The sequence below is a fragment of the Streptomyces sp. NPDC026092 genome, from assembly GCF_040638605.1.
Taxonomy (GTDB): domain Bacteria; phylum Actinomycetota; class Actinomycetes; order Streptomycetales; family Streptomycetaceae; genus Streptomyces.
In genome coordinates this window covers 22747-48599 of sequence record NZ_JBEZYN010000017.1, presented here as the reverse complement: position 1 = coordinate 48599, position 25853 = coordinate 22747, and the positions used below count along the sequence as shown (strand labels likewise).

Here is a 25853-nt window from a genome sequence, read left to right as displayed (position 1 = left end):
CTCCTCCGCCATGCGCACCATCAGCCGCACCGCGCTCACCCTCGCCTCCGCCGCCGCGCTCACCCTCGGCCTCGCCTCCACCGCCTCCGCCGCGACCGCAGGCCGGACCGTCACCGACGGCTCCCGCACCTACAACCTCTCCCTCACCGCACCCGCCACCGCCCCCGCGGCCGGCGCCAACGTCACCGTCAGCGGCTCCGGTTACAACCCCGACCAGGGCGTCTACGTCGGCCTCTGCGCGATACCCGCGGGGGTGAACCCGGCCGATCCGGCCACCTGGAACAGCAAGCCCACACCCTGCCTCGGCGGCCAGGACCAGTCGGGTACGACCGGCGCCTCGCACTGGGTGAACAGCGACTGGTACTGGCTCTCGCCCTCCAGCTCCTCCCCGTACACGGAATCGGCCGGCCTCGGCTCGTTCAGCGTCCAGATCCACGTCAAGGCGAAGATCTCCGACACCGTCACCTGCGGCCAGTCCGGCGTGAACTGCGCGATCGTCACCCGCGCGGACCACTACGACAGCGCGGACCGGAAGTACGACGTGTACGTCCCGGTGACCTTCCAGTGAGACGCGCCCTGACCCTGGCCGCCGCCGTCGCCGTCGCCCTCACGGGCACGGCGGTGGCGGCGCCCGCCCCGTCGACCACCACCGCCCCCGCGACGCACGAGAACGTACGCACCGTCCGCCCGCCCCTCGGCGACGCCCTCGACGCCGAGGTCGACCCGGCCGCCGACCGCCTCTACGTGAGCAGCAGCGACGGCACGGCCCACCGCCTCAGCACGTACGACACGGCCACCGGCACCCTCGTCGGCGAGCCCGTCGCCCTCCCCGCCCCGGCCACGGTGCTCGCCCTCGCCGGCTCCGGCCGGCTGTACCTGGGCCTGTCCACCCGGATCGCCGCGTACGACCCGCCGAGCCGCACACTCACGGACGACGTCGTCCCGGTCACGGGCAGCGTCTCCCTGCTCGCGGCGGACCCGGGGCAGCGACGCCTCTACGTCGGCAACCAGGCCGCCAAGTCGGTGACGGTGTACGACACCGGAACGGCCCGGGCGGTCGCCGACCCCGTGGTCCTGCCGTTCCACCCCGCGGGCCTGGCCGTCGACACCGTCCACCACACCGGGTACGCGACGTACGTGGGCGGCGCGATGGAGAACGGCTCCGTCGTCTACAAGAACGTCCTCAACGCCGTCGACGGGACGACCGGCCGCCTCACGGGCACGGTGAGCCTCGGCTCGACGGCGCTCGGCAGCATGGGCGTGGCGGTCGACCCGACCACCCGCACGGGTTACGTCGCGAACCTGGCGGCCGGCACGGTCTCTGCCGTCGACCTGACGGCTCAGAAGGTGACCGGCACGATCCCGGTCGAGGGCAACCCGAAGGCCCTCGCGTACGACCCGGGCACCAAGACCCTGTACGCGGCCCAGACCGGCGCCTCCGCGGTGGCGGTCGTGGACCCGGAGCGGGCGGCGGTGACGGAGACGATCACGACGGGGGAACGCCCGTCGGCCGTGGCCCTCGACACGGAGGCCCACACCCTCTACACGGTGGCGGGAGGCTCGGTCACCCAGACCCAACGCCGCACACCGGAACCGGAGCCTGAGCCGACGCCGACGCCGACGACCCCGACTCCCACACCGACGGCGCCCACGCCCACCACCGACCCGAGCCCGGCCCCCACAGAGCCGAGAGAGCCCACAGAGCCCACGGATTCGACGACGCCCGTACCGCCGTCCACACCAGCACCACCCGAAACCGGCACCGTAGGCGGCGGTGACGGCACCAACAGCCTCGCCGCCACCGGCAGCACCGCCCTCCCCACCGCCCTCGCCGCCACCGCTCTCGCCGTCCTCGGCGGAGCCACCGTCCTGCTCACCCGCCACCGCACCCGACGGAACCCCAAGCGGCCCTAAGGCAGGCGGCCACGAACGCGCGCGCCCACTCCCGTGGCCCCGGTCCGCGCGCGAACCCGGGGGCCCTGCCCGGCCGATAGGCGACCAGGCAGGGCCCCCGGACCCACGCCCGCACCCCGCCCCGGCGCTCACCCCTCCGCGATCACCACCGCCGACGCGACGCCCGCGTCATGGCTGAGCGAGACGTGCCAGTGGCGGACGCCCAGCTCCGCCGCGCGGGCCGCCACCGTGCCCCGGACGCGCAGCCGGGGCTGGCCGCTGGACTCCACGTAGACCTCCGCGTCCGTCCAGTGCAGGCCCGCCGGCGCGCCGAGGGCCTTGGCCACGGCCTCCTTGGCGGCGAAGCGGACCGCGAGGGACGCCGTTCCGCGCCGCTCGCCGCTCGGCAGCATCAGCTCGCGCTCGACGAAGAGACGGCGCAGCAGCCCCGGCGTCCGTTCGATCGACGCCGCGAAGCGGTCGATCTCCGCCACGTCGATCCCCACCCCGATGATCATTCGCTCACTCCACGGTCACAGATTTCGCCAGGTTCCGCGGCTGGTCCACCTCGTTGCCCCGCGCGGTCGCGAGTTCGCAGGCGAAGACCTGCAGCGGCACGGTGGAGACCAGCGGCTGAAGCAGCGTAGGCGTTGCCGGGATGCGGATCAGATGGTCGGCGTACGGGACGACGGTCTCGTCGCCCTCCTCCGCGATCACGATGGTCCGCGCTCCGCGCGCCCGGATCTCCTGGATGTTGGAGACGATCTTGTCGTGCAGGACGGACCGCCCGCGCGGCGACGGCACGACCACCACCACCGGCAGGTCCTGCTCGATGAGCGCGATCGGCCCGTGCTTCAGCTCGCCCGCCGCGAAGCCCTCGGCGTGCATGTACGCGAGTTCCTTCAGCTTCAGCGCGCCTTCGAGGGCCACGGGGTAGCCGACGTGCCGGCCGAGGAAGAGCACGGTGTCCTTGTGGGCGAGGGAGCGGGCGAGGGCGCGCACCGGCTCCATGGTCTCCAGGACGCGCTCGACCTCGTCGGCGATCCGGGCGAGTTCGCGGATGACGGCGTGGATCTCGTCGCCCCACTTGGTCCCGCGCACCTGCCCCAGGTACAGCGCGAGCAGGTAGCAGGCCACGAGCTGCGTCAGAAACGCCTTCGTCGACGCGACGGCGACCTCGGGGCCCGCGTGCGTGTAGAGCACGGCGTCGGACTCGCGCGGGATGGTCGACCCGTTGGTGTTGCAGACGGCCAGCACCTTGGCGCCCTGTTCGCGCGCGTGGCGCAGCGCCATCAGCGTGTCCATGGTCTCGCCGGACTGGGAGATCGCGATGACGAGGGTCCGCTGGCCGAGGATCGGGTCGCGGTAGCGGAACTCGCTGGCCAGCTCCACCTCGCAGGGGATCCTGGTCCAGTGCTCGATGGCGTACTTCGCGATCATCCCGGCGTGGAAGGCCGTGCCGCACGCGATGATCACGATCTTGTCGGCCTCGCGAAGCACCGCGTCGGGGATGCGGACCTCGTCGAGCCGGAGCCGGCCCTCCCCGTCGATGCGGCCGAGCAGCGTGTCGGCGACGGCCTTCGGCTGCTCGGCGATCTCCTTGAGCATGAAGTAGTCGTAGCCGCCCTTCTCGGCGGCCGAGGCGTCCCAGTCGACGTGGTACGCCCGTACCTCGGCGGGGGTGCCGGCGAAGTCGGTGACCTCGACGCCCTCCCGGGTCAGCTTCACGACCTGGTCCTGGCCCAGCTCGATGGCCGCGCGGGTGTGCGCGATGAACGCGGCCACGTCCGAGGCGAGGAAGAACTCGCCCTCGCCGACGCCCACGACCAGGGGCGAGTTCCGCCGGGCCCCGACGACGACGTCCGGCTCGTCCGCGTGCACGGCGACCAGGGTGAACGCCCCGTCGAGCCGCCGGCACACCAGCCGCATCGCCTCCGCGAGGTCCCCGCAGGAGGAGAACTCCTCGGCGAGCAGATGGGCGACGACCTCGGTGTCCGTCTCGGACGCGAGATCGTGCCCCCGCTCCTCCAGCTCCGCGCGCAGCGCGGCGAAGTTCTCGATGATCCCGTTGTGGACGACGGCCACCCGCCCCGCGTTGTCGAGATGCGGGTGCGCGTTGGTGTCGGTCGGCCCGCCGTGGGTGGCCCAGCGGGTGTGTCCGATGCCGGTGGAGCCGCTCGACAGCGGCCGGTCCACCAGTTCCTTCTCCAGGTTGACGAGCTTGCCCGCCTTCTTGGCCGCGGCGAGACCTCCGTCGGAGAGCACCGCGACGCCGGCCGAGTCGTAGCCCCGGTACTCGAGCCGCTTGAGGCCCGCGATCACCACATCAAGCGCCGACTGCCCGCCGACGTATCCCACGATTCCGCACATGACGGCAGCCTACGACCGAAAAGGTGCGGACGTCCCGACTCAGCCGAGCTTGGCCGCCTGCGCGTCGATGACGGCCTTGGGGAGCGCCTTGACCTGACCGCCGAGGCTGATGGTGGAGAGGGACGCCAGCGTGTTGCCCTTGCGGAAGACGACGAGCTTGGTGACGAACGGCTTGCCCTCCATGTCGACGGTGACGGTCCAGGCCTGCGCCTCCTCACCGGCGGCCACGGCCTCCGGGGCGACCTTGGTGACCTTGGTCTTCTCGCCACTCGCGTTGACCGTGAACCCGGCGGCGCACTCGGTCCCGGCGGTCTTGAGGGAGGCGAAGGCCTGCTGGGCACCCTGACCACCGTACGAACCGAGGGTCACGGAGGTCACCGGGGCGGCGAGCGCGCCCATGATGTCCTCCGGCGAAGCCGAGGTGTCCTTGCGCGCCTCGATCGTCTTGCGGTGGACGCTGGCGCCCGGGTCCCCGGGAGCGACGGACGACACGGCCTCGGCGAGCGGCTCACAGGCCGCCTTGTCGGCGCCGACGTCCCCGGTGTTCAGCACCTCGGCCGGCTTGGCCTTCTGCACCTGGTGGCCCTTGAGGTCGGCCTGCTCGACGATGAGCTTCTCCAACTCGGCGGCGGAGAGCGCCTTCACGTCGGGAGCCGCGTCGGCGGACGCGGAGGCGTCGTTGTCGCCCTTCAGCTTGCCGTCGTTCGTGTCCCCGCCGCAGGCGGTGAGCAGCAGCCCGAGCGAGGCGGCGGTGACGGTGGCGGCGGCGATCCTGATGGACGTACGCATACGAATGTAACCTTCTGTCCCTTTGTGCCGCCCCGGGCGGCGTCCCCCCGCGTGAAGTCCACAGCCCACGCGGCCATGTGCATGCTCACGGTAGAGCAAGGGTCCGACAACAGGATTTCCGCGTGACCGAGCCCACGGCCCACAACCACCCCGCAGCACCGACAATGGCGGGGTGATCACTTCGCCGCCACGAAGCCAGCGCCGGCCTCCCGAGGCCACGCCCTATGTCGACCTCACCCGGGACGAGTGGAGCGCGCTGCGGGACAAGACGCCGCTGCCGCTCTCCGCCGAGGAGGTCGAGCGGCTGCGGGGACTCGGTGACGTCATCGACCTCGACGAGGTCAGGGACATCTATCTGCCGCTGTCCCGGCTGCTCAATCTGTACGTCCAGGCGACCAGCGGGCTGCGCGGCGCGCTCAACACCTTCCTCGGGGAGAAGGCGGAGCAGCGCGGGACGCCCTTCGTCATAGGGGTCGCCGGCTCCGTCGCCGTCGGCAAGTCCACCGTGGCCCGTCTCCTCCAGGCGCTCCTCGCCCGCTGGCCGGAGCACCCGCGCGTGGAGCTGGTCACCACCGACGGCTTCCTCTATCCGATGCAGGAGCTGAAGGCGCGCGGCCTGATGTCCCGCAAGGGTTTCCCCGAGTCGTACGACCGCAGGGCCCTGACCCGGTTCGTCGCCGACATCAAGGCCGGCAAGGACGAGGTCACCGCCCCGGTCTACTCCCACCTCATCTACGACATCGTGCCGGGCGAGCGGCTCGTGGTCCGCCGCCCCGACATCCTGATCGTGGAGGGGCTCAACGTCCTCCAGCCGGCCCTGCCCGGCAAGGACGGCCGCACGCGGGTGGGTCTCGCCGACTACTTCGACTTCTCGGTGTACGTGGACGCCCGGCCCGAGGACATCGAGGCCTGGTACCTCAACCGGTTCCGCCGGCTGCGCGAGACCGCGTTCCAGAACCCGTTCTCGTACTTCCAGAAGTACACCCAGGTCTCCGAGGAGGAGGCGCTGGACTACGCCCGCACGATGTGGCGGACCATCAACAAGGTCAACCTGCTGGAGAATGTGGCGCCGACGCGCGGCCGGGCGACCCTCGTCGTCCGCAAGGGCCCGGACCACAAGGTGCAGCGGCTGTCCCTGCGCAAACTCTGAGTCCCGTCACCGAACCCCGTTAAGGTGCGGCCATGCTGCACTTGCGGATCATCACCCCGACCGTCCGCACGGACGCCGTGCTCGACCTCATCGACACCACCGTGGGCACGACGCATCTGGCGGTGCTCAAGGGCGTCGCCCGCGAGCCCGAGGGGGACATCGTCCTGGTCGACGTGGCCCGCGAGGCAGGCGACGAACTCCTGCAGGGGCTACGGCACTTGGACATCGACAAGGTCGGTTCGATCGCCGTCGAGAACGTGGACCTGTCTCTCTCCTACCGCGCGGAGAAGGCGGAGGAGGAGGCGCCCGGCGAGGCGGCTGACGCGGTGATCTGGGAGCAGATCACGGAGACCACGCAGGAGGAGTCCACCCTCACGATCGCCTACGCGGCCCTGATGATCGTGGCGACGATGATCGCGGCCTGCGGCGTCGTCCTGGACAACGCGATCCTGATCGTGGGCGCCATGGCGGTCGGCCCGGAGTTCGGCCCGCTCGCCGGGATCAGCACCAACCTGGTGCGGCGCGACGGCAGGGGCGTCCTCCGCTCATCGATCGCGCTGGTGGTCGGCTTCGCCGCGGCCATCGTGGCGACGACCCTCTTCAGCCTGGTGATGGACGCCATGGGCCAGTTCGACCGGAGCATGCTCGAAGCGGACCGCCCCAACACCGGATTCATCTTCCAGCCCGACCCGTTCTCGTTCATCGTGGCACTTCTCGCGGGCGTGGCCGGCGTGGTCTCGATGACGTCGTCGAAGGCGGGCGTCCTGGTCGGCGTGGCGATCTCGGTGACGACCGTCCCGGCCGCGGCGAACGCGGCCGTGGCCCTCAGCTACGGCGATCTCGGCCAGATGTGGGGCTCCGCCGAGCAGTTGCTGCTCAACCTGACCGGCATCATCATCGCCGGCGTCCTGACCCTCATCGCCTGGAAACTGCTGTGGCGCACCCAGCAGGGACGGATGACCCGCCCGCCGGGTGCGCCACGCAAGCACTGAACGCGCTTATCCCAGCGCGGACTTCACCGCGTCGGCGAGCCGGCCGGCCACGGCCCGCGCCTGCTCGATGTCGGCGGCCTCGACCATGACCCGGACCAGCGGCTCGGTGCCCGAGGGGCGGAGCAGGACGCGGCCGGTCGAGCCCAGCTCGCGCTCGGCGTCGCCGACGGCGGTCGCCAGCTCGGCGGAGGTCTTCACCCGGGACTTGTCGACGTCGGGCACGTTGATGAGGACCTGCGGGAGCCGCTCCATCACGGCGGCCAGCTCCGCGAGGGACTTGCCGGTGGCCGCGACCCGCGCCGCCAGCATCAGACCGGTCAGGGTGCCGTCGCCGGTGGTGGCGTGGTCGAGGACGATGACGTGCCCGGACTGCTCGCCGCCGAGCGCGTAGCCGTGCTCCTTCATCGACTCCAGGACGTACCGGTCGCCGACCGCCGTCTGCACCAGCTGGAGCCCCTCGCGCTCCATGGCGAGCTTGAAGCCCAGGTTGGACATCACGGTCGCGACGACGGTGTCGCCGCGCAGCGTCCCCGCCTCGCGCATGGCGAGCGCCAGGACGGCGAGGATCTGGTCGCCGTCGATCTCCTCGCCGGACGCGTCCACGGCGAGGCAGCGGTCGGCGTCGCCGTCGTGCGCGATGCCGAAGTGGGCGCCGTGCTCGACGACGGCGGCCTTCAGCAGGCCGAGGTGGGTGGAGCCGCAGCCGTCGTTGATGTTGAGGCCGTCGGGGTCCGCGCCGATCGTGACGACCTGGGCACCGGCCCGGGCGAACGCCTCGGGCGACACGCGCGCGGCCGCGCCGTGCGCCTCGTCGAGGACGACCTTGAGCCCGTCGAGCCGGTTCGGCAGGACGGCGATGAGGTGGGCGACGTACTTGTCGAAGCCCTCGTCGTAGTCACGGACCCGGCCGACGCCGGCGCCGGTCGGCCGCTGCCACGGGGCGCCGGTGCGGTGCTCCTCGTAGACGGACTCGATCCGGTCCTCCAGCTCGTCGGCGAGCTTGTGGCCGCCGCGCGCGAAGAACTTGATGCCGTTGTCGGGCATCGCGTTGTGGCTCGCGGAGAGCATCACACCGAGGTCCGCGCCGAGCGCTCCGGTGAGGTACGCCACCGCCGGGGTGGGCAGGACGCCGACGCGCAGGACGTCGACGCCCGCGCTCGCGAGGCCCGCCACGACGGCGGCCTCCAGGAACTCTCCCGACGCACGGGGGTCACGCCCGACCACCGCGGTCGGCCGATGGCCCTCGAAGGTCCCCGCCTCGGCGAGCACGTGCGCCGCCGCGACCGACAGGCCGAGCGCGAGCTCCGCCGTCAGATCCGCGTTCGCCACACCGCGTACACCGTCCGTGCCGAAGAGTCGTCCCACAGCTGTCCTCCGAAACTGCTCCGAAAAAGTGCGAACCCCTGAACGCCTGATGCCCGTTTTCGCGCCGAAGCTGACCGAAAGGCCTCAAGGGGAGGAAAAGACGTACGCCCCGGCAGCACGGGCAGTGCCGCCGGGGCGTACGTGCAAAGCAGACCGAGCAGGCGATTAACGCTTGCTGTACTGCGGGGCCTTACGGGCCTTCTTGAGACCGGCCTTCTTGCGCTCGACCGCACGGTCGTCGCGGGAGAGGAAGCCGGCCTTCTTCAGCGCCGGGCGGTTGTTCTCGACATCCGCCTCGTTCAGCGCACGGGCCACGCCGAGGCGCAGGGCGCCGGCCTGGCCGGAGACGCCGCCACCCGAGATGCGGGCGATGACGTCGTAGCGGTTGTCGAGCTCGAGCACCTTGAAGGGCTCGTTGACTTCCTGCTGGTGCACCTTGTTGGGGAAGTAGTCCTCAAGGGTGCGACCGTTGATCTTCCACTTGCCGGTGCCCGGGACGATCCGGACGCGGGCGATGGCGTTCTTGCGACGGCCCAGGCCGGCGGCCGGCTGCGGGTCGCCGAAGCGCGACGCCATGGACTCCGAGGTGTACTCGCCCTCGACGGGGACCTCGGACTCGAAGGTGGTGACCTCGGCGTAGGTCTCCTCGCCCTCGATGGGGTTCTCAACAGTGGTCTCGGCCACGATGCTCCTCAGATTTCTTTCGTTCTTAGGGGGATGTGGCCGGAACTACTGCGCGACCTGGGTGATCTCGAACGGGACCGGCTGCTGGGCAGCGTGCGGGTGGTTCTCGCCCGCGTAGACCTTCAGCTTCGAGATCATCTGACGGCCCAGGGTGTTCTTGGGGATCATGCCCTTGATGGCCTTCTCGACGGCCTTCTCGGGGTTCTTGTCCAGCAGCTCGTCGTAACGGACGGAGCGCAGACCACCCGGGAAGCCGGAGTGGCGGTAGGCGAGCTTCTGCTCACGCTTGTTGCCGGACAGGTGCACCTTGTCGGCGTTGATGATGATGACGAAGTCGCCCATGTCCATGTGGGGGGCGTAGACCGGCTTGTGCTTACCCCGGAGGAGGTTCGCAGCCGTCGTCGCCAGACGACCGAGGACAACGTCCTGGGCGTCGATGATGTGCCACTGGCGAGTGACATCGCCGGGCTTGGGGCTGTACGTACGCACTTCGTAGCCTTCGCTTCTTCAGTGGATGGAGTCCAGACACACCTGAAGCGATCATGCAGCTGGGGCCTGCACTGCCGGGAACACCGCCCGTATGCGAGCCACTGGTAACTGCTCCAGGGAACTTGCGTAAGGGTCCTTCGTCGAGACGACGAAACCCATACACATAACAAACCGCAACAGTACCCGCGCCACCCCCGACGGGTCAAAACGCCGCGGGACGCCAGGTCAGCGCGCCCGCTCGACCCGCCGCTCGTCCCACACCGGCTCGCTCGTCTCCCGCACGACCCCGTCCGAACCGAAGACGAGATACCGGTCGAAGGTCTTCGCGAACCACCGGTCGTGCGTGACGGCAAGGACCGTCCCGTCGTACGACTCCAGACCGTCCTGCAGCGCCTCCGCCGACTCCAGGTCCAGGTTGTCCGTCGGCTCGTCCAGCAGCAGCGCCGTCGTGCCGGACAGCTCCAGGAGCAGGATCTGGAAACGGGCCTGCTGGCCGCCCGACAGCTTCTCGAAGGGCTGGTCCCCCTGCCCCTCCAGCTCGTACCGCCGCAGCACCGACATCGCCCCGCCCCGGTCCTTGGCGTGCTCCGACCAGAGGATGTCCACCAGGGACCGCCCCTGCAGCTCCGGGTGCGCGTGGGTCTGCGCGAAGTGACCCGCCACGACCCGCGCGCCCAGCTTCCACTCGCCGGTGTGCGCCACCGACGGGTCCCCGGCGAGCAGCCGCAGGAAGTGCGACTTGCCCGAGCCGTTCGAACCGAGGACGGCGACCCGCTCCCCGTAGTAGATCTCCAGCGAGAACGGCTTCATCAGACCGGTCAGCTCAAGGTTCTCGCAGGTCGCGGCCCGTACGCCGGTACGGCCGCCACGCAGCCGCATCCGGATGTCCTGCTCGCGCGGCGGCTCGGGCGGCGGGCCGGCCTCCTCGAACTTCCTCAGCCGGGTCTGCGCCGCCGCGTACCGGGACGCCATGTCGTGGGAGACCGCCGCCGCCTGCCGCAGGTTGAGCACCAGCTTCTTCAGCTGCGCGTGCTTCTCCTCCCAGCGCCGCATCAGCTCCTCGAAGCGGGCGAACCGCTCCCGCCGCGCCTCGTGGAAGGTCCCGAAGCCGGCGCCGTGCACCCAGACGTCCGACCCGGCCGGGCCCGGCTCCACCGCGATGATCTTCTGCGCGGCGCGGGCGAGCAGCTCGCGGTCGTGCGAGATGAAGAGCACGGTCTTACGGGTCTCCCGCAGCCGCTCCTCCAGCCACCGCTTGCCAGGCACGTCGAGGTAGTTGTCCGGCTCGTCCAGGAGCAGCACCTCGTCCGTGCCGCGCAGCAGCGACTCCAGGACCAGGCGCTTCTGCTCGCCGCCGCTGAGCGTGCGGACCTCACGGAACTGCGCCTTGTCGTACGGCATGCCGAGGGCGGCCATCGTGCACATGTCCCAGACGGTCTCGGCCTCGTACCCCTGGACCTCGGCCCAGTCGCTGAGCGCCTGCGCGTACGCCATCTGCGCGGCCTCGTCGTCGACCGTCATGATCAGGTGCTCGGCCGCGTCGACGGCCTTCGCGGCCTCCCGGATACGCGGCTGGGCGACCGAGACCAGCAGGTCACGGACCGTACGGTCGTCCCGCACCGAGCCCACGAACTGCGGCATCACGCCGAGTCCGCCGCTCACGGTGACCGAGCCGCCGTGCGGCTGGAGCTCTCCGGCGATCATCCGGAGCAGGGTGGTCTTCCCGGCGCCGTTGGCCCCGACCAGGGCGACGACGGCGCCCTCCCCGACCCTGAAGGAGGCGTCCGCGAGCAGGACCCTCCCGTCGGGAAGGTAGTACTCCAGATGCGCGGCCTCGACGTGTCCCATGCGGGCCATTGTCACCGCCCGCATGGCTCGGCCCCAACCGGTTTAGGATGCGCGGCATGAGCTTTGGGGGACCGCAGTGGCCGCAGGAGCCGCAGCAGCCGGGTCAGCAGCCGTACGGACAGCAGCCGGCACAGCAGCAGTACGGCCAGGGATACGGCCGGCAGCAGCCTGGAAACCAGTACGGGCAGCAGGCCGGCCCCTTCCCGGGGGCGACGGCCGACGGGACACCCGACTGGGGTGCCCTCGCGGACGCCTCCGCGGCGGGCCGGCGGCGTAAGCGCTGGCTCCTGATCGGCGGCGGCGCGCTCGCGGCCCTCGTCGTCGGCGCGATCGTCGCCACGGCGGTCGTGAAGAGCAACAAGACCGACGACACGGCGAAGAACGGCACGGTCACCCCCACCGGCTCCGCCGCCCCCAGCGACTCCCCCACGCCCGGCCCGACGTTCTCCTCCGTCGCCCCGCCGCCCCCGCCGAACCCCAAGGACTTCATCTCGGACGAGAAGAAGGACAAGGCCCCGCTCAGCGCCGAGGGGCTCTTCCCGGGCAAGAAGCTGACGATGAACGGCCGCGCCTACTCCAAGGGCGCCACGTCCTCGACGACCGACTGCGCGAGCGTCGGCGAGGCCGGCCTCGGCGCGGTCCTGAAGAAGAACGGCTGCGACCGGGTGATCCGCGCCACGTACGTGCAGGACGGGGTCGCCCTCACGGTCGGCGTGGCCGTGTTCCCGAACGAGGCGGCGGCACTGAAGGCGAAGAACCAGGCCACGGGCGGCATCGCCCCGCTGGCCGGGGCAGGCGTCAAGGACTTCTGCCGCGCGACGGTCTGTCTGCGCCGGGCGAACTCGATCGGCCGGTACGCGTACTTCACCCAGGCCGGCTTCCTCGACGGCAAGAAGGTCACCAAGTCCGACCAGGCCGTCTTCCGGGCCAGCGACGACCTGGGCACCTTCGCCTTCAACCAGATCTACGCCCGCGGCAAGTCCCAGGCCGCCGCCGCGGCCGGCGCCCCCGGCCAGTAGCGGGAGCGCGGCCGGACCGGGCGCGGGCTCAGCAGCAGCCGGCGCCCGGCAGGGTCCGCTTGTTCCTGGCCTCCAGGTTCCGGGCGGCCAGGAGCTCGTCGGCCGGGTAGCCGACCTCTTCGAGCGTCAGCCCGTGCGGCCGTACGACGTGCACGGCGGAGTCCCGCACACCCGCGGCGAGCACCTTCCCCGGCCAGTCCACCGGCCGGTGACCGTCGCCGACGAAGAGCAGCGCGCCGACGAGCGAGCGGACCATGTTGTGGCAGAAGGCGTCGGCCTTCACGGTCGCTTCGAGGATGCCCCCGGGCCGCCGCTCCCACCGCAGCTCCTGGAGCGTACGGATGGTGGTCGCGCCCTCGCGCTTCTTGCAGTACGCGGCGAAGTCGTGCTCGCCGACGAGCCGCTCGGCGGCGGCGTTCATGGCGTCCATGTCGAGCGCCCAGTCGTGCCACAGGACGTGCCCGCGCAGCAGCGGGTCGACCCCGCCGGGGTTGTCGGTCACGCGGTAGGCGTACCGCCGCCAGATCGCCGAGAACCGCGCGTTGAAGCCACTGGGGGCCTCGGTGAGCCGCCAGACCCGTACGTCGTGCGAGAGCCGCCCCGCGAGCCTGCGCAGCAGCTTCTCGCGGTGCTCGGCCCACAGCTCGACGGGCAGGTCGACGTGCGCGACCTGGCCGCGGGCGTGCACACCGGCGTCCGTACGCCCTGCGACGGTCAGCTCGTACGTCTCCTTGGAGCGGGTGACCGTCTTCAGGGCGTCCTCGATGTCGCCCTGCACGGTCCGCCGCCCGTTGGCCTGCTTGGCCCAGCCGGAGAAGTCCTTGCCGTCGTAGGAAAGGTCAAGCCGTACCCGTACGAACCCGGGCTGCACGAAGTCACTCACGCCGTAAATCCTCTCAAGCCTCTCAAGACACGGGAACGGGCCCGCACCCCTGAGGGTGCGGGCCCGCCCACGAGATCGTCAGAACGCTTACGCGTCCTTCGACTCCTCGGCCGGAGCCTCAGCGGCGTCCTCGACCTTGGTGTCCTCGACCTTGGCGGCCTCGTCGGCCTCCTTGACGGCGCGCTTGGCAGCGGCCTCGGCCTCGGCGACGGTCGCCTTCTTGGCGATCTCGCCCTCGACCAGCTCGATCACAGCCATCGGGGCGTTGTCGCCACGACGGTTGCCGATCTTGGTGATACGGGTGTAGCCACCCGGGCGCTCGGAGTAGCGCGGGGCGATCTCGGTGAAGAGCGTGTGGACGATGCCCTTGTCCGTGATCGTCTGCAGCACCAGGCGACGGTTGTGGATGTCGCCCTTCTTCGCCTTGGTGATCAGGCGCTCGGCGACCGGACGCAGGCGGCGAGCCTTGGCCTCGGTCGTGGTGATGCGGCCGTGCTCGAAGAGGGACTTCGCCAGGTTGGCGAGCAGCAGACGCTCGTGAGCGGCACTGCCACCGAGGCGGGCACCCTTGGCGGGACGCGGCATGGTGTTTCTCCTTGTGATCTGCACCGGCCGTATGAGGTACCGGTGTCAGTGTCCGAGCGGGCGGTTACCCGTCGGAGACCCGCGCCCGGTGAGGGGCGCGGGGAACTGCGCGACCAGCCACAGCCGGTCCGCAGCAGATATCAGTCCGCGCGTAGCGGTCAGTACTGCTCGGTCTCGACGAACCCGGCGTCCGCGTCGTCGTCGGCGCCGAAGGCGTCCGCCGCGGCGGTCGGGTCGAATCCGGGCGGGCTGTCCTTGAGGGCCAGGCCCATGCCGGCCAGCTTCGCCTTGACCTCGTCGATCGACTTCGCACCGAAGTTGCGGATGTCGAGCAGGTCGGCCTCGGAGCGCGCCACGAGCTCACCCACGGAGTGGATGCCCTCACGCTTGAGGCAGTTGTACGAACGAACGGTGAGCTCGAGCTCCTCGATCGGCAGCGCCAGGTCGGCGGCCAGGGCGGCGTCCGTCGGGGACGGACCCATGTCGATGCCCTCGGCGTCGATGTTGAGCTCGCGCGCCAGACCGAACAGCTCGACCAGCGTCTTACCGGCGGACGCCATGGCGTCGCGCGGCCGCATGGCCTGCTTGGTCTCGACGTCGACGATCAGCTTGTCGAAGTCGGTGCGCTGCTCGACACGGGTCGCCTCGACCTTGTACGTGACCTTGAGCACCGGCGAGTAGATGGAGTCGACCGGGATACGGCCGATCTCCTGGCCCACCTGCTTGTTCTGCACGGCGGAGACGTAGCCGCGACCGCGCTCGACGGTCAGCTCCATCTCCAGCTTGCCCTTGCCGTTGAGCGTGGCGAGCACCAGGTCGGGGTTGTGCACCTCGACACCGGCCGGCGGGGCGATGTCAGCAGCGGTGACCAGGCCGGGACCCTGCTTGCGCAGGTACATCACGACCGGCTCGTCGTGCTCCGAGGAGACGACCAGCTGCTTGATGTTCAGGATGAGGTCGGTGACGTCCTCCTTGACGCCCGGCACGGTGGTGAACTCGTGCAGGACACCGTCGATGCGGATGGACGTGACAGCCGCACCCGGGATCGAGGAGAGGAGCGTACGACGGAGGCTGTTGCCGAGCGTGTAGCCGAAGCCCGGCTCCAGGGGCTCGATGACGAACCGCGAGCGGAATTCGTCGACGACCTCTTCGGTCAGCGAGGGACGCTGAGCGATCAGCATGGTGTGTGTTCCTTCAGTCGTGGACGCCCACTATTTGACGCCCGACGGGCCACCGGGCAGAGCCCGATGGTGTTACTGCTCGTACTGCAAGGGTACGGGCGGCACCCCTCCAAAGAGGCGTACCGCCCAACCCTCAAACCAACCGTTGCCGGTCGTGCGTCAGACGCGACGACGCTTCGGCGGACGGCAGCCGTTGTGCGGCGTGGGGGTGACGTCCTGGATCGAGCCGACCTCGAGGCCGGTGGCCTGGAGGGAACGGATCGCGGTCTCACGGCCGGAGCCGGGACCCTTGACGAAGACGTCGACCTTGCGCATGCCGTGCTCCTGCGCGCGGCGAGCGGCCGACTCGGCGGCCATCTGCGCGGCGAACGGGGTGGACTTGCGCGAGCCCTTGAAGCCGACGTGGCCGGCGGAGGCCCAGGAGATCACGTTGCCCGAGGGGTCCGTGATCGAGACGATCGTGTTGTTGAACGTGCTCTTGATGTGCGCGTGGCCGTGAGCGACGTTCTTCTTTTCCTTGCGGCGCACCTTCTTGGCAGCGCCCTGACGACCCTTGGGGGGCATCTATTACTCCTACGGGAGGTGGTCGGTCCTACAGCGAAGACCGCTTGGTCAAGCGTCCGCTGAGGACTACTTCTTGCCCGGCTTCTTCTTACCGGCGATGGCGCGACGCGGGCCCTTGCGGGTACGGGCGTTCGTGCTGGTGCGCTGTCCGTGCACGGGCAGGCCACGACGGTGGCGGATGCCCTGGTAGCACTGGATCTCGATCTTGCGGCGGATGTCGCCCTGGATCTCGCGGCGGAGGTCACCCTCGGTCTGGAGGTTGGCGTCCACGTACTCGCGGATCTTGACGAGGTCCTCTTCGGCCAGGTCACGAACGCGGGTGTTCGGGTCGACGCCGGTCGAGGCGAGGATCTCCTTGGACCGGGTACGCCCGATGCCGAAGACGTAGGTGAGTGCGATCTCCACGCGCTTTTCGCGCGGGATGTCAACACCGGAAACGCGTGCCATTCAATGGCTCCTGTGTGTTCGGGGGTCTTCCGCAGAGCCGCTCCCCATTCGCCGTATGAGGTACGAATCGGGTCTCCGGCCCCCGCCGGAGGTGCCGCCGACCCTTGCGGGCTGGGCGGGCTCTGCGTATGTACGAATTGCTTGCGTCGCGCGAAGAACTGCGGGGTGCAGGTCGGTCGGCGTGCGTCAGCCCTGGCGCTGCTTGTGGCGCAGGTTGTCGCAGATGACCATGACCCGGCCGTGACGGCGGATCACCTTGCACTTGTCGCAGATCTTCTTGACGCTCGGCTTGACCTTCATGGGATGTGAGGTTCTCCGGGTCAGTGCCACCACCCGCGGCGATGCCGGGGTGCGGGCAAGATCTACTTGTACCGGTAGACGATCCGGCCACGCGTCAGGTCGTAGGGAGAGAGCTCCACCACGACCCGGTCGTCCGGAAGGATTCGGATGTAGTGCATCCGCATCTTGCCGGAGATGTGCGCGAGGACCTTGTGACCGTTCTGGAGTTCCACCTTGAACATGGCGTTCGGGAGGGACTCGATCACGGTGCCCTCGATTTCGATGGCACCTTGCTTCTTGGCCACGCTTCGCCTTTCGAATCGGCTACCTTGATCGACTCCCGCTCCGTGTGCGGACACACGGGTACACGAGAGCCGACGCATCAGTCTACGTCAGGCCCCTGGAAAAGACGAATCCGGAAAGTTTGCCCACCCGGAAAGATCCTTACGCAAGGAGCCACGCCGCACTACGAAGCCCTTACGCGAGCGGATCCGGCGCCGCGACGACGCCCAGCTCGGCCAGCTTCGCCTTGCCGCCGACCCATTCCTCGACGCAGCCCTCGCGGGCTCGGCGCCCTGGGGGCGCCTCACAAGCTTCGGGCGGCTGCGCCGGCCTCCGACCGGCGGAGCCGGGGCGAGGGACAGTGCGATCCGCGCGCCTCGCCTACGCCAACGGATCCGGCGCCGCGACGACGCCCAGCTCGGCCAGCTTCGCCTTGCCGCCGTCCGGGGAGGTCAGGACCAGGGGGCCCTCCTCCGTCAGGGCCACCGAGTGCTCCCAGTGGGAGGACCAGGTGCCGTCCGTGGAGACGACCGTCCAGTCGTCCGCCAGGACCTCCGTGTGCGGGGTGCCGAGCGCGACCATCGGCTCGATCGCCAGGCAGAAGCCGGGGACCAGCTTCGGGCCCTTGCCGCGCTTGCGGGTGACGTAGTTCAGCAGGTGGGGGTCCATATGCATCTCGGTGCCGATGCCGTGGCCGCCGTACTCCTCGACGATGCCGTACTTGCCGCCGCCGGGCTTCGGCTGGCGGCGGATGTACGTCTCGATCGCCCGGGAGATGTCCACCAGGCGGTTGCCGGCCTTCATCGCGGCGATGCCGGCCCACATCGACTCCTCGGTCACCCGGGAGAGCTCGACCAGCTCCGGGGAGTGACCGGTGCCGACGAAGGCGGTGTACGCGGCGTCGCCGTGCCAGCCGTCGATGATCGCGCCGGCGTCGACGGAGATGATGTCGCCGTCCTTCAGGACGGTCTTCTCGTCCGGGATGCCGTGGACGACGACCTCGTTCACCGAGGTGCAGATCGTGGCGGGGAAGCCGCCGTAGCCGAGGAAGTTCGACTTCGCGCCGTGGTCCGCGATGACCTTGCGGGCGACCTCGTCCAGGTCCTTCGTCGTCGCGCCCGGAACGGCCGCCTCGCGCGTGGCCGCGTGGATGGCTGCGACGACCAGCCCCGCCTCGCGCATCTTCGCGATCTGCTCAGGGGTCTTGATCTGCACCATCGTGACGGGGGCCTTTCCTTGCGAGTACACGGACAGAACAACGATACGGCCGCGGCGCCCCCCAGGGGCACCGCGGCCGTGTCGTACGAACCAGGGTTACTTCTTGAGCGCGGCCATCGCCTTCGCGGTGACCTCGTCCACCTTGCCGAGCGCCGAGATCGTCACGACCAGGTTCTGCGCCCGGTAGTAGTCGATGATCGGCTCGGTCTGCGTGTGGTAGACCTCCAGGCGCCGGCGGACGGTCTCCTCGGAGTCGTCGTCGCGCTGGAAGAGCTCGCCGCCGCAGACGTCACAGACACCCTCGGTCTTCGGAGCGTTGTACGTCAGGTGGAACACGTGCGCGCTGTCGTTGCGGCAGATGCGGCGACCCGCGATCCGCTTCACGACCTCGTCCTCGGGGACCTCCAGGTCCAGGACCGCGTCCAGCTGCATGTCCTCGGCCTTCAGGACCACGTCCAGCGCCTCGGCCTGGGCCACGTTGCGCGGGAAGCCGTCGAGCAGGAAACCGTTGACGGCGTCCGGCTGCTCCATGCGGTCCTTGGCCATCCCGATGGTCACCTCGTCGGGCACGAGGTCGCCGGCGTCCATGAACGCCTTGGCCTTCATGCCCAGCTCCGTGCCCTGCGAGATGTTGGCACGGAACAGGTCACCCGTGGAGATGTGCGGAATGTCCAGGTTCTTGGCAAGGAACGCGGCCTGCGTACCCTTCCCGGCCCCGGGCGGTCCGACGAGGACGATTCGCATCAGCGGAGGAACCCTTCGTAATTGCGCTGCTGGAGCTGGCTCTCGATCTGCTTCACGGTCTCCAGCCCCACACCCACGATGATGAGGATGCTCGTCCCACCGAAGGGGAAGTTGGCATTGGCACCGCCGAAGCCCGCCAACGCCATCGTCGGCACAAGAGCGATCAGACCCAGATACAGCGAGCCCGGCCAAGTGATCCTGTTGAGCACGTAGCTCAGGTACTCGGCAGTAGGTCGACCAGCCCGGATACCCGGGATGAAGCCACCATACTTCTTCATGTTGTCCGCGACTTCCTCGGGGTTGAACGAGATCGCCACATAGAAGAAGGCGAAGAACACGATCAGGAGGAAGTACGTAGCGATGTAGTAGGGGTGGTCACCCTTGACGAAGTGGGCTTCGATCCAGGTCTTCCACCCTGCGGTGGAGCTCGAGAACTGAGCGATCAAGGCCGGGATGTAGAGCAGCGACGAGGCGAAGATGACAGGAATCACACCTGCCTGGTTCACCTTGAGCGGGATGTAAGTGGACGTACCGCCGTAGGACCTGCGGCCGATCATCCGCTTCGCGTACTGCACCGGGATGCGGCGCTGGGCCTGCTCGACGAAGACGACGAGGCCGACCATCGCGAATCCGACGAGGATCACGGTGCCGAACTCGATCCAGCCGTCGGCCAGGTCACCCTCGACCTTGATCTTCCACAGCGCGCCCGGGAAGCCGGCGGCGATCGAGATGAACATCAGGATCGACATGCCGTTGCCGATGCCGCGGTCGGTGATGAGCTCACCGAGCCACATGACGACGGCCGTACCGGCGGTCATCGTGATGACCATGGTGGCGATGGTGAAGATCGACGGGTCCGGAACGACCTGGTTGGCGACCGTGCAGCCGCTGAACAGCGCACCGCTCTTGGCCGTGGCGACGAGGCCGGTGCCCTGGAGGACGGCGAGGGCGATCGTCAGATAACGCGTGTACTGCGTGATCTTGGCGGTGCCCGACTGCCCCTCCTTCTTGAGGGCCTCGAGGCGGGGGATCACCACGGTCAGCAGCTGCAGGATGATGCTCGCCGTGATGTACGGCATGATGCCGAGCGCGAAGATGGTGATCTGCAGCAGCGCCCCGCCGGAGAACATGTTCACCAGGCCGAACAGGGAGTTGTTGCCCTGGCTCGCCTGGTCCACACACTGCTGGACGGCCTGGTAACTGACACCGGGTACGGGGATGTGTGCCCCGAGCCGGTACAGCACGATGATGCCGAGTGTGAAGAGCAGCTTCTTGCGCAGGTCGGGCGTCTTGAACGCCCGGGCGAACGCGGTGAGCACGGTGCCTCCTGCGACCCCCGCGTTACGCGCGTGAGGGTGACGGTTTGAATGTGAGCAATTACAGAACACGGCAGCCGCACGCCACAAGCGCAGACTGCCGGGGAAGCTAACAGCCGCTACCATACCCGCCCCTACAGCCAGCGGGAAACGTCTCCCAGGCACGTCAACCCGGTATCGGCCACCGTTCGAGCGGATCGTGCCCCCAGGGCCGGGTACGGGGAGTCCCGTACGGCCGTTGACATGCCCTCAGGGGCCCGGACGGCGCGGTGGGTCGGCGTAGGGGCTACGAAGGGGCGGCAACCCGGACGAACGACCTCACGAGGGCGGACCGAGCGGCCGCCACGGCCCCCGACACACGGAAGGCCCACCCCGGACGCACAGAAGCCCGGCCGGCTCCCCCGAGGGGGAACCGGCCGGGCTCCGTGCTGTCAGGCCGAGACTCAGACGAGCTCGGTGACGGTGCCACCAGCGGCGGCGATCTTCTCCTTGGCGGAGCCGGAGACGGCGTCAACCGAAACCTGCAGCGCCACGGTGATCTCGCCGGTGCCGAGCACCTTGACGAGCTGGTTCTTACGAACCGCACCCTTGGCGACCAGATCGGCCACCGTGACCTCGCCACCCTGCGGGTAGAGCGCGGCCAGCTTGTCCAGGTTCACGACCTGGAACTCGGTGCGGAACGGGTTCTTGAAGCCCTTGAGCTTCGGCAGACGCATGTGGAGGGGCATCTGCCCACCCTCGAAGCGCTGCGGAACCTGGTAACGGGCCTTGGTGCCCTTGGTACCACGACCGGCCGTCTTACCCTTCGACGCCTCACCACGACCCACACGGGTCTTGGCGGTCTTGGCGCCCGGGGCGGGACGGAGGTTGTGGACCTTCAGCGGGTTGTTCTCCGCCATGTCAGTCGACCTCCTCGACCGTCACGAGGTGGCGGACGGTGTGCACCATTCCGCGGAACTCGGGGCGGTCCTCCTTGACGACCACGTCGTTCAGGCGCTTGAGCCCGAGCGAACGCAGGGTGTCGCGGTGGTTCTGCTTGCTACCGATGTACGACTTCGTCTGCGTGATCTTGAGACGGGCCATTACGCACCCGCTCCCGCACGTGCACGAAGCAGAGCCGCGGGGGCGACGTCCTCGAGCGGCAGACCACGGCGAGCCGCGATCTCCTCGGGACGCTGCAGGCCCTTGAGGGCCTCCACGGTCGCGTGCACGATGTTGATCGCGTTGTCGGAGCCGAGCGACTTCGACAGGATGTCGTGAACGCCGGCGCACTCCAGAACGGCGCGCACCGGGCCACCGGCGATAACACCGGTACCGGGGGAAGCGGGCTTCAGCAGGACAACGCCGGCCGCCTTCTCGCCCTGGATCGGGTGCGGGATGGTGCCCTGGATGCGGGGAACCTTGAAGAAGTTCTTCTTGGCTTCCTCGACACCCTTGGCGATGGCCGCGGGAACTTCCTTGGCCTTGCCGTAACCGACACCTACGGTGCCGTCACCGTCGCCCACCACGACCAGCGCGGTGAAGCTGAAGCGACGACCACCCTTGACAACCTTGGCGACGCGGTTGATCGCGACAACGCGCTCAACGTACGCGGTCTTCTCGGCGGCAGCGCCACCGTCGCGGCCCTTCCGGTCCCGCCGCTCGCCGCCACCGGCACCGCTTCCGCGGCGCTGGGGTCCAGCCATTGGATTACCTCTCTCTGTTACGTCCGTTAGTCCCGGAACCGGGGCTTAGAACTTCAGCCCGGCTTCGCGGGCGGCGTCAGCCAGAGCGGCAATGCGCCCGGCGTACCTGTTGCCACCACGGTCGAACACGACAGTCTCGACACCCGCGGCCTTGGCGCGCTCGGCGACAAGAGCGCCGACCTGCTTGGCCTGGGCCGACTTGTCACCCTCGCCACCGCGGATCGACGCGTCCAGGTTCGACGCGGACGCAAGGGTGTGACCCTTGAGGTCGTCGATGACCTGAGCGGTGATACCGCGGTTGGAACGCGTCACGACGAGGCGCGGACGCTCCGCCGTACCCGACACGTTCTTGCGGATGCGGATGTGGCGGCGAGCCTTGGCCGCACGCTTGTAAGCGTCGCCCTTGGCGATCTTCACACCGTATGCCATGGCTTACTTACCAGCCTTTCCGACCTTGCGGCGGATGACCTCGCCGGCGTACTTGACGCCCTTGGCCTTGTACGGGTCGGGCTTCCGCAGCTTGCGGATGTTCGCCGCGACCTCGCCGACCTTCTGCTTGTCGATGCCCTCGACCGAGAACTTGGTCGGCGACTCGACCTTGAACGAGATGCCCTCGGGCGCCTCGACCAGGATCGGGTGGCTGTAGCCGAGCTGGAACTCCAGGTTGGAGCCCTTCGCGGCCACGCGGTAACCGACACCGCTGATCTCGAGCGCCTTCACGTAACCCTGGGTCACACCGGTGATCATGTTGGCCACCAGCGTGCGGGACAGGCCGTGAAGGGCCTTGTTCTGACGCTCGTCGTTCGGGCGGGTGACGTTCAGAACGCCGTCCTCACCCTTCACGATCTCGATCGGCGCGGCAACGGTGTGGCTCAGGGTGCCCTTGGAACCCTTCACCGTGACCGAGCGGCCCTCGATGGTGACGTCCACGCCGGCGGGAACCTGGATAGGCAGCTTGCCAATACGCGACATTAGCTATTCCTCCGTTCCCGACTACCAGACGTAGGCGAGGACTTCCCCACCTACGCCCTTCTTGCCTGCCTGCTGGCCGGTCAGGAGACCGTGGGACGTGGAGATGATCGCCACGCCCAGGCCGCCGAGAACCTTCGGCAGGTTGGTGGACTTCGCGTAAACCCGGAGGCCCGGCTTCGAGATCCGCTTGATGCCCGCGATGGAGCGCTCACGGTTCGGACCGAACTTGAGCTCGAGAACGAGGTTCTTGCCGACCTCGGCGTCCTCGACCTTCCAGCCCGTGATGAAGCCCTCCTGCTGGAGGATTTCCGCGATGTGAGACTTGATCTTGCTGTGCGGCATCGTCACGGTGTCGTGGTACGCCGAGTTCGCGTTACGCAGACGCGTGAGCATGTCTGCGATGGGATCAGTCATGGTCATGAATTGGCCTTCGGCCTCTCTCGCCGGGGTTTCCTGTATGCGCCATCCCTCTCCCCACACAGGGGCGGGACGGGTGCGGCGCGGGGACCTACGGCGTAGTAAGTCGTACGGGCGGCGGACGCCCAACCCTCCTAGCCTAAGCCATGGAGAGGTGGGCCTCCGCCAACCCTCTGCTTACCGAGAGACTCCGGTCATCCCTGAATTACAGGGATTACCAGGAGCTCTTGGTCACGCCCGGCAGCTCGCCACGGTGAGCCATCTCACGAAGGCACACGCGGCACAGGCCGAACTTGCGGTACACGGAGTGGGGACGACCACAGCGCTGGCAGCGCGTGTAGCCACGCACGCCGAACTTGGGCTTGCGGGCAGCCTTCGCGATGAGAGCCTTCTTCGCCATCTCGCTTACGCCTCCTTGAAGGGGAAGCCGAGGTGACGGAGAAGGGCGCGGCCCTCAGCGTCGTTGGTCGCCGTGGTGACCACGGTGATGTCCATACCCCGGACACGGTCGATCTTGTCCTGGTCGATCTCGTGGAACATGACCTGCTCCGTGAGACCGAAGGTGTAGTTGCCACGGCCGTCGAACTGCTTGGGGGACAGACCACGGAAGTCGCGGATGCGCGGAAGCGCGAGCGACAGGGTGCGGTCCAGGAACTCCCACATGCGGTCGCCACGGAGGGTGACGTGGGCACCGATCGGCTGGCCCTCACGCAGCTTGAACTGCGCGATGGACTTGCGGGCCTTGGTGACGGCCGGCTTCTGACCGGTGATCGTGGTGAGGTCGCGGATGGCGCCCTCGATCAGCTTGGAGTCGCGGGCGGCGTCGCCCACACCCATGTTGACCACGACCTTGACGAGGCCGGGGATCTGCATGACGTTCTCGTACGAGAACTCCTCACGCAGCTTGCCCGCGATCTCCTCGCGGTACTTCGTCTTGAGACGCGGAGTGGTGGTGGTAGCCATCAGATGTCCTCACCCGTCCGCTTGGCAACGCGGATCTTGTTGCCCTCGTCGTCGAAGCGGTAACCGACGCGCGTGACGACCTTCTTGCCGTCCTTCTCAACGACCAGCTGGACGTTGGAGACGTGGACGGGCGCCTCGGTCGTGACGATGCCACCGGCCTGCGAGGGGCCGGCCTTCGTGTGCTTCTTGACCCGGTTGACACCCTCGACCAGGACGCGGTTCTCGCGGGGGAAGGCCGTGATGACCTTGCCCTGCTTGCCCTTGTCCTTACCCGTGATGACCTGGACCAGGTCGCCCTTCTTGATCTTCATGCTTACAGCACCTCCGGCGCGAGCGAGATGATCTTCATGAACTTCTTCTCGCGCAGCTCACGGCCGACCGGGCCGAAGATACGGGTGCCGCGAGGGTCGCCGTCGTTCTTGAGAATGACAGCGGCGTTCTCGTCGAAGCGGATGTACGAGCCGTCCTGGCGGCGGCGCTCCTTGACGGTGCGAACGATGACCGCCTTGACGACGTCACCCTTCTTCACGTTGCCACCGGGGATCGCGTCCTTGACGGTGGCGACGATGACGTCACCGATGCCCGCGTAGCGGCGACCGGAACCACCGAGAACACGGATGCAAAGGATCTCCTTGGCACCAGTGTTGTCGGCGACACGCAGTCGCGACTCCTGCTGGATCACGTCTATCTCCTGATTGTCTGCCGGTTCCCGGCGGGGGCCGGCCTCTTTCGAGGCGTGGCCCCCACCGAGCCTGGCGGAACGAAACTCGAAGGGTTACCCCTTCAAGTAATTACTTGGCCTTCTCGAGGATCTCGACGACGCGCCAGTGCTTCGTGGCGGACAGCTTCCGGGTCTCCATCAGGAGGACACGGTCGCCGATGCCGGCAGCGTTGGTCTCGTCGTGAGCCTTGAGCTTGTTCGTACGGCGGATGACCTTGCCGTACAGCGCGTGCTTGACGCGGTCCTCGACAGCGACGACGACGGTCTTGTCCATCTTGTCGCTGACGACGAGGCCCTCGCGGACCTTGCGGGCGTTGCGCTCGCTGTTCTCAGTCACGTTGCTCTCGCTCATCAGGCGTTCTCCACCGTCTCGATGCCCAGCTCGCGCTCACGCATCAGGGTGTAGATCCGGGCGATGTCCTTACGGACGGACTTGAGCCGACCGTGGTTCTCGAGCTGGCCCGTCGCCGCCTGGAAGCGGAGGTTGAACAGCTCTTCCTTGGCCTCGCGGAGCTTGGCGACAAGCTCCTCGTTGCCCAGCTCGCGCAGCTCGGACGCCTTCGTACCGGCGGTCATCACAGCTCACCTGCTTCGCGCTTAACGATCTTGCACTTCATCGGCAGCTTGTGGGCCGCACGGGTCAGGGCCTCGCGCGCGATCTTCTCGTTCGGGTAGGACAGCTCGAACATCACCCGACCGGGCTTGACGTTCGCGATCCACCACTCCGGCGAACCCTTACCGGAACCCATGCGGGTCTCGGCAGGCTTCTTGGTCAGCGGGCGGTCCGGGTAGATGTTGATCCAGACCTTGCCGCCACGCTTGATGTGGCGGGTCATCGCGATACGAGCCGCCTCGATCTGGCGGTTGGTCACGTACGCCGGAGTGAGGGCCTGAATGCCGTACTCGCCGAACGCAACCTGCGTACCACCCTTGGACATACCGCTGCGCTTCGGGTGGTGCTGCTTGCGGTGCTTGACCCTACGGGGGATCAGCATTT

At 68.6% G+C, this 25853-nt stretch carries 35 protein-coding genes; 5 read left to right on the top strand and 30 right to left on the bottom strand.

Going from position 1 to position 25853, the window contains the following annotated elements; translation table 11 throughout:
• Positions 1–10: 10 nt before the first annotated feature.
• Together AB0F56_RS25800 and AB0F56_RS25795 are read left to right on the top strand one after the other, a co-directional pair.
• The gene (locus AB0F56_RS25800) at positions 11–568 is read left to right on the top strand and encodes a hypothetical protein (protein ID WP_362013673.1); all 558 of its coding nucleotides are present in this window, start codon (positions 11–13) and stop codon (positions 566–568) included.
• Entirely contained in the window at positions 565–1914 is a 1350-nt protein-coding gene (locus AB0F56_RS25795; RefSeq protein ID WP_362013672.1) for a YncE family protein, read from the top strand. The genes AB0F56_RS25800 and AB0F56_RS25795 overlap by 4 nt, the downstream gene beginning before the upstream one ends.
• 128 nt (positions 1915–2042) lie before the next feature.
• Here the strand turns inward: AB0F56_RS25795 and AB0F56_RS25790 are convergent, their stop codons facing one another.
• Genes AB0F56_RS25790 through AB0F56_RS25780 form a run of 3 tightly spaced genes read right to left on the bottom strand, consistent with a single transcriptional unit; the run spans position 2043 to position 5052 of the window.
• Complete coding sequence (locus tag AB0F56_RS25790; protein WP_362013670.1) at positions 2043–2411, bottom strand: holo-ACP synthase; 369 nt, start codon at positions 2409–2411, stop codon at positions 2043–2045.
• A 4-nt stretch (positions 2412–2415) separates the two neighbouring features.
• Positions 2416–4263 (bottom strand): glutamine--fructose-6-phosphate transaminase (isomerizing), encoded by a 1848-nt coding sequence (gene glmS, locus AB0F56_RS25785; RefSeq protein WP_362013668.1) that lies wholly within the window; start codon positions 4261–4263, stop codon positions 2416–2418.
• A 39-nt stretch (positions 4264–4302) separates the two neighbouring features.
• On the bottom strand, positions 4303–5052 hold the full coding sequence (locus AB0F56_RS25780) for a hypothetical protein (RefSeq protein WP_362013666.1): 750 nt from the start codon (positions 5050–5052) through the stop codon (positions 4303–4305).
• Between the two features lie 172 nt (positions 5053–5224).
• On the opposite strand from AB0F56_RS25780, the gene coaA reads away from it, so the two are divergent.
• Positions 5225–6202: a type I pantothenate kinase gene (gene coaA, locus AB0F56_RS25775; protein WP_362013665.1), complete on the top strand. Its 978-nt coding sequence runs from the start codon at positions 5225–5227 to the stop codon at positions 6200–6202.
• Between the two features lie 32 nt (positions 6203–6234).
• Positions 6235–7194, top strand: coding sequence for a DUF389 domain-containing protein (locus AB0F56_RS25770; RefSeq protein ID WP_362013663.1), 960 nt, complete (start codon positions 6235–6237; stop codon positions 7192–7194).
• A 6-nt stretch (positions 7195–7200) separates the two neighbouring features.
• Here AB0F56_RS25770 and glmM read toward each other — a convergent pair whose 3' ends face one another.
• The 4 genes from glmM to AB0F56_RS25750 all read right to left on the bottom strand — a co-directional run bounded on the left by glmM (position 7201) and on the right by AB0F56_RS25750 (position 11589).
• Entirely contained in the window at positions 7201–8559 is a 1359-nt protein-coding gene (gene glmM / locus AB0F56_RS25765) for a phosphoglucosamine mutase (RefSeq protein WP_362013661.1), read from the bottom strand.
• Positions 8560–8724: 165 nt separating this feature from the next.
• Positions 8725–9243: a 30S ribosomal protein S9 gene (rpsI, locus tag AB0F56_RS25760; RefSeq protein WP_362013659.1), complete on the bottom strand. Its 519-nt coding sequence runs from the start codon at positions 9241–9243 to the stop codon at positions 8725–8727.
• A gap of 45 nt (positions 9244–9288) precedes the next feature.
• Positions 9289–9732, bottom strand: a complete 444-nt coding sequence (gene rplM, locus AB0F56_RS25755) for a 50S ribosomal protein L13 (protein ID WP_362013657.1) — start codon at positions 9730–9732, stop codon at positions 9289–9291.
• A 225-nt stretch (positions 9733–9957) separates the two neighbouring features.
• Positions 9958–11589 (bottom strand): ATP-binding cassette domain-containing protein, encoded by a 1632-nt coding sequence (locus tag AB0F56_RS25750; protein ID WP_362013888.1) that lies wholly within the window; start codon positions 11587–11589, stop codon positions 9958–9960.
• 47 nt (positions 11590–11636) lie between these two features.
• Between AB0F56_RS25750 and AB0F56_RS25745 the strand changes: the two genes are divergently transcribed.
• Positions 11637–12599, top strand: coding sequence for a hypothetical protein (locus tag AB0F56_RS25745; protein ID WP_362013656.1), 963 nt, complete (start codon positions 11637–11639; stop codon positions 12597–12599).
• 28 nt (positions 12600–12627) lie between these two features.
• Here the strand turns inward: AB0F56_RS25745 and truA are convergent, their stop codons facing one another.
• The 23 genes from truA to rplP form a co-directional block, all read right to left on the bottom strand.
• On the bottom strand, positions 12628–13482 hold the full coding sequence (truA, locus tag AB0F56_RS25740) for a tRNA pseudouridine(38-40) synthase TruA (protein WP_362013654.1): 855 nt from the start codon (positions 13480–13482) through the stop codon (positions 12628–12630).
• A gap of 87 nt (positions 13483–13569) precedes the next feature.
• Positions 13570–14067: a 50S ribosomal protein L17 gene (gene rplQ, locus AB0F56_RS25735; RefSeq protein ID WP_362013653.1), complete on the bottom strand. Its 498-nt coding sequence runs from the start codon at positions 14065–14067 to the stop codon at positions 13570–13572.
• A 158-nt stretch (positions 14068–14225) separates the two neighbouring features.
• Positions 14226–15248 (bottom strand): DNA-directed RNA polymerase subunit alpha, encoded by a 1023-nt coding sequence (locus tag AB0F56_RS25730; RefSeq protein ID WP_003966937.1) that lies wholly within the window; start codon positions 15246–15248, stop codon positions 14226–14228.
• Between the two features lie 159 nt (positions 15249–15407).
• Positions 15408–15812, bottom strand: a complete 405-nt coding sequence (rpsK, locus tag AB0F56_RS25725) for a 30S ribosomal protein S11 (RefSeq protein ID WP_003956432.1) — start codon at positions 15810–15812, stop codon at positions 15408–15410.
• A 66-nt stretch (positions 15813–15878) separates the two neighbouring features.
• Positions 15879–16259, bottom strand: coding sequence for a 30S ribosomal protein S13 (rpsM, locus tag AB0F56_RS25720; RefSeq protein ID WP_030201533.1), 381 nt, complete (start codon positions 16257–16259; stop codon positions 15879–15881).
• Between the two features lie 186 nt (positions 16260–16445).
• Positions 16446–16559: a 50S ribosomal protein L36 gene (gene rpmJ / locus AB0F56_RS25715; RefSeq protein WP_003956441.1), complete on the bottom strand. Its 114-nt coding sequence runs from the start codon at positions 16557–16559 to the stop codon at positions 16446–16448.
• A 62-nt stretch (positions 16560–16621) separates the two neighbouring features.
• Positions 16622–16843: a translation initiation factor IF-1 gene (gene infA, locus AB0F56_RS25710; protein ID WP_003956442.1), complete on the bottom strand. Its 222-nt coding sequence runs from the start codon at positions 16841–16843 to the stop codon at positions 16622–16624.
• A 358-nt stretch (positions 16844–17201) separates the two neighbouring features.
• Positions 17202–18038 carry a type I methionyl aminopeptidase gene (map, locus tag AB0F56_RS25705; RefSeq protein WP_362013886.1) on the bottom strand — a complete coding sequence of 279 codons (837 nt, stop codon included), beginning with the start codon at positions 18036–18038 and terminating at the stop codon, positions 17202–17204.
• A 96-nt stretch (positions 18039–18134) separates the two neighbouring features.
• Positions 18135–18782: an adenylate kinase gene (locus AB0F56_RS25700; protein WP_362013652.1), complete on the bottom strand. Its 648-nt coding sequence runs from the start codon at positions 18780–18782 to the stop codon at positions 18135–18137.
• The gene (gene secY / locus AB0F56_RS25695) at positions 18782–20101 is read right to left on the bottom strand and encodes a preprotein translocase subunit SecY (RefSeq protein ID WP_260229390.1); all 1320 of its coding nucleotides are present in this window, start codon (positions 20099–20101) and stop codon (positions 18782–18784) included. Before secY ends, AB0F56_RS25700 begins: the two co-directional genes overlap by 1 nt.
• A gap of 440 nt (positions 20102–20541) precedes the next feature.
• Positions 20542–20997: a 50S ribosomal protein L15 gene (gene rplO / locus AB0F56_RS25690; protein ID WP_362013650.1), complete on the bottom strand. Its 456-nt coding sequence runs from the start codon at positions 20995–20997 to the stop codon at positions 20542–20544.
• 1 nt (position 20998) lies between these two features.
• Positions 20999–21181, bottom strand: coding sequence for a 50S ribosomal protein L30 (rpmD, locus tag AB0F56_RS25685; protein ID WP_005313525.1), 183 nt, complete (start codon positions 21179–21181; stop codon positions 20999–21001).
• On the bottom strand, positions 21181–21783 hold the full coding sequence (gene rpsE, locus AB0F56_RS25680; RefSeq protein WP_015035588.1) for a 30S ribosomal protein S5: 603 nt from the start codon (positions 21781–21783) through the stop codon (positions 21181–21183). Before rpsE ends, rpmD begins: the two co-directional genes overlap by 1 nt.
• A gap of 45 nt (positions 21784–21828) precedes the next feature.
• Positions 21829–22212, bottom strand: coding sequence for a 50S ribosomal protein L18 (rplR, locus tag AB0F56_RS25675; RefSeq protein ID WP_351793016.1), 384 nt, complete (start codon positions 22210–22212; stop codon positions 21829–21831).
• A gap of 3 nt (positions 22213–22215) precedes the next feature.
• Entirely contained in the window at positions 22216–22755 is a 540-nt protein-coding gene (gene rplF, locus AB0F56_RS25670) for a 50S ribosomal protein L6 (protein ID WP_362013648.1), read from the bottom strand.
• Positions 22756–22776: 21 nt separating this feature from the next.
• Positions 22777–23175, bottom strand: coding sequence for a 30S ribosomal protein S8 (rpsH, locus tag AB0F56_RS25665; protein ID WP_030209003.1), 399 nt, complete (start codon positions 23173–23175; stop codon positions 22777–22779).
• A gap of 211 nt (positions 23176–23386) precedes the next feature.
• A complete protein-coding gene (locus AB0F56_RS25660) occupies positions 23387–23572 on the bottom strand; it encodes a type Z 30S ribosomal protein S14 (RefSeq protein WP_003948630.1) in 186 nt (61 codons plus the stop codon).
• Between the two features lie 5 nt (positions 23573–23577).
• Positions 23578–24135, bottom strand: coding sequence for a 50S ribosomal protein L5 (rplE, locus tag AB0F56_RS25655; protein WP_260229393.1), 558 nt, complete (start codon positions 24133–24135; stop codon positions 23578–23580).
• Positions 24135–24446 (bottom strand): 50S ribosomal protein L24, encoded by a 312-nt coding sequence (gene rplX, locus AB0F56_RS25650; protein WP_015035583.1) that lies wholly within the window; start codon positions 24444–24446, stop codon positions 24135–24137. Before rplX ends, rplE begins: the two co-directional genes overlap by 1 nt.
• A 2-nt stretch (positions 24447–24448) precedes the next feature.
• The gene (gene rplN / locus AB0F56_RS25645; RefSeq protein WP_003956455.1) at positions 24449–24817 is read right to left on the bottom strand and encodes a 50S ribosomal protein L14; all 369 of its coding nucleotides are present in this window, start codon (positions 24815–24817) and stop codon (positions 24449–24451) included.
• A gap of 109 nt (positions 24818–24926) precedes the next feature.
• Positions 24927–25208, bottom strand: a complete 282-nt coding sequence (gene rpsQ / locus AB0F56_RS25640) for a 30S ribosomal protein S17 (protein ID WP_362013647.1) — start codon at positions 25206–25208, stop codon at positions 24927–24929.
• A complete protein-coding gene (gene rpmC / locus AB0F56_RS25635) occupies positions 25208–25432 on the bottom strand; it encodes a 50S ribosomal protein L29 (RefSeq protein ID WP_361445390.1) in 225 nt (74 codons plus the stop codon). Before rpmC ends, rpsQ begins: the two co-directional genes overlap by 1 nt.
• Positions 25432–25851: a 50S ribosomal protein L16 gene (gene rplP / locus AB0F56_RS25630; RefSeq protein ID WP_015035580.1), complete on the bottom strand. Its 420-nt coding sequence runs from the start codon at positions 25849–25851 to the stop codon at positions 25432–25434. Before rplP ends, rpmC begins: the two co-directional genes overlap by 1 nt.
• Between the last annotated feature and the right edge of the window lie 2 nt (positions 25852–25853).

Bases quoted from the DNA above. Each gene is read 5' to 3' on its own strand.
- AB0F56_RS25800 (WP_362013673.1), top strand. From the start codon at position 11: ATGCGCACCATCAGCCGCACCGCGCTCACCCTCGCCTCCGCCGCCGCG.
- AB0F56_RS25790 (WP_362013670.1), bottom strand. From the start codon at position 2,411: ATGATCATCGGGGTGGGGATCGACGTGGCGGAGATCGACCGCTTCGCG.
- glmS (WP_362013668.1), bottom strand. From the start codon at position 4,263: ATGTGCGGAATCGTGGGATACGTCGGCGGGCAGTCGGCGCTTGATGTG.
- AB0F56_RS25780 (WP_362013666.1), bottom strand. From the start codon at position 5,052: ATGCGTACGTCCATCAGGATCGCCGCCGCCACCGTCACCGCCGCCTCG.
- AB0F56_RS25770 (WP_362013663.1), top strand. From the start codon at position 6,235: ATGCTGCACTTGCGGATCATCACCCCGACCGTCCGCACGGACGCCGTG.
- AB0F56_RS25750 (WP_362013888.1), bottom strand. From the start codon at position 11,589: ATGGCCCGCATGGGACACGTCGAGGCCGCGCATCTGGAGTACTACCTT.
- AB0F56_RS25745 (WP_362013656.1), top strand. From the start codon at position 11,637: ATGAGCTTTGGGGGACCGCAGTGGCCGCAGGAGCCGCAGCAGCCGGGT.
- rplQ (WP_362013653.1), bottom strand. From the start codon at position 14,067: ATGCCGCGTCCCGCCAAGGGTGCCCGCCTCGGTGGCAGTGCCGCTCAC.
- AB0F56_RS25730 (WP_003966937.1), bottom strand. From the start codon at position 15,248: ATGCTGATCGCTCAGCGTCCCTCGCTGACCGAAGAGGTCGTCGACGAA.
- rpsK (WP_003956432.1), bottom strand. From the start codon at position 15,812: ATGCCCCCCAAGGGTCGTCAGGGCGCTGCCAAGAAGGTGCGCCGCAAG.
- rpsM (WP_030201533.1), bottom strand. From the start codon at position 16,259: ATGGCACGCGTTTCCGGTGTTGACATCCCGCGCGAAAAGCGCGTGGAG.
- rpmJ (WP_003956441.1), bottom strand. From the start codon at position 16,559: ATGAAGGTCAAGCCGAGCGTCAAGAAGATCTGCGACAAGTGCAAGGTG.
- map (WP_362013886.1), bottom strand. From the start codon at position 18,038: ATGGTGCAGATCAAGACCCCTGAGCAGATCGCGAAGATGCGCGAGGCG.
- AB0F56_RS25700 (WP_362013652.1), bottom strand. From the start codon at position 18,782: ATGCGAATCGTCCTCGTCGGACCGCCCGGGGCCGGGAAGGGTACGCAG.
- rplO (WP_362013650.1), bottom strand. From the start codon at position 20,997: ATGGCGGAGAACAACCCGCTGAAGGTCCACAACCTCCGTCCCGCCCCG.
- rpmD (WP_005313525.1), bottom strand. From the start codon at position 21,181: ATGGCCCGTCTCAAGATCACGCAGACGAAGTCGTACATCGGTAGCAAG.
- rpsE (WP_015035588.1), bottom strand. From the start codon at position 21,783: ATGGCTGGACCCCAGCGCCGCGGAAGCGGTGCCGGTGGCGGCGAGCGG.
- rplR (WP_351793016.1), bottom strand. From the start codon at position 22,212: ATGGCATACGGTGTGAAGATCGCCAAGGGCGACGCTTACAAGCGTGCG.
- rplF (WP_362013648.1), bottom strand. From the start codon at position 22,755: ATGTCGCGTATTGGCAAGCTGCCTATCCAGGTTCCCGCCGGCGTGGAC.
- rpsH (WP_030209003.1), bottom strand. From the start codon at position 23,175: ATGACCATGACTGATCCCATCGCAGACATGCTCACGCGTCTGCGTAAC.
- AB0F56_RS25660 (WP_003948630.1), bottom strand. From the start codon at position 23,572: ATGGCGAAGAAGGCTCTCATCGCGAAGGCTGCCCGCAAGCCCAAGTTC.
- rplE (WP_260229393.1), bottom strand. From the start codon at position 24,135: ATGGCTACCACCACCACTCCGCGTCTCAAGACGAAGTACCGCGAGGAG.
- rplX (WP_015035583.1), bottom strand. From the start codon at position 24,446: ATGAAGATCAAGAAGGGCGACCTGGTCCAGGTCATCACGGGTAAGGAC.
- rpsQ (WP_362013647.1), bottom strand. From the start codon at position 25,208: ATGAGCGAGAGCAACGTGACTGAGAACAGCGAGCGCAACGCCCGCAAG.
- rpmC (WP_361445390.1), bottom strand. From the start codon at position 25,432: ATGACCGCCGGTACGAAGGCGTCCGAGCTGCGCGAGCTGGGCAACGAG.
- rplP (WP_015035580.1), bottom strand. From the start codon at position 25,851: ATGCTGATCCCCCGTAGGGTCAAGCACCGCAAGCAGCACCACCCGAAG.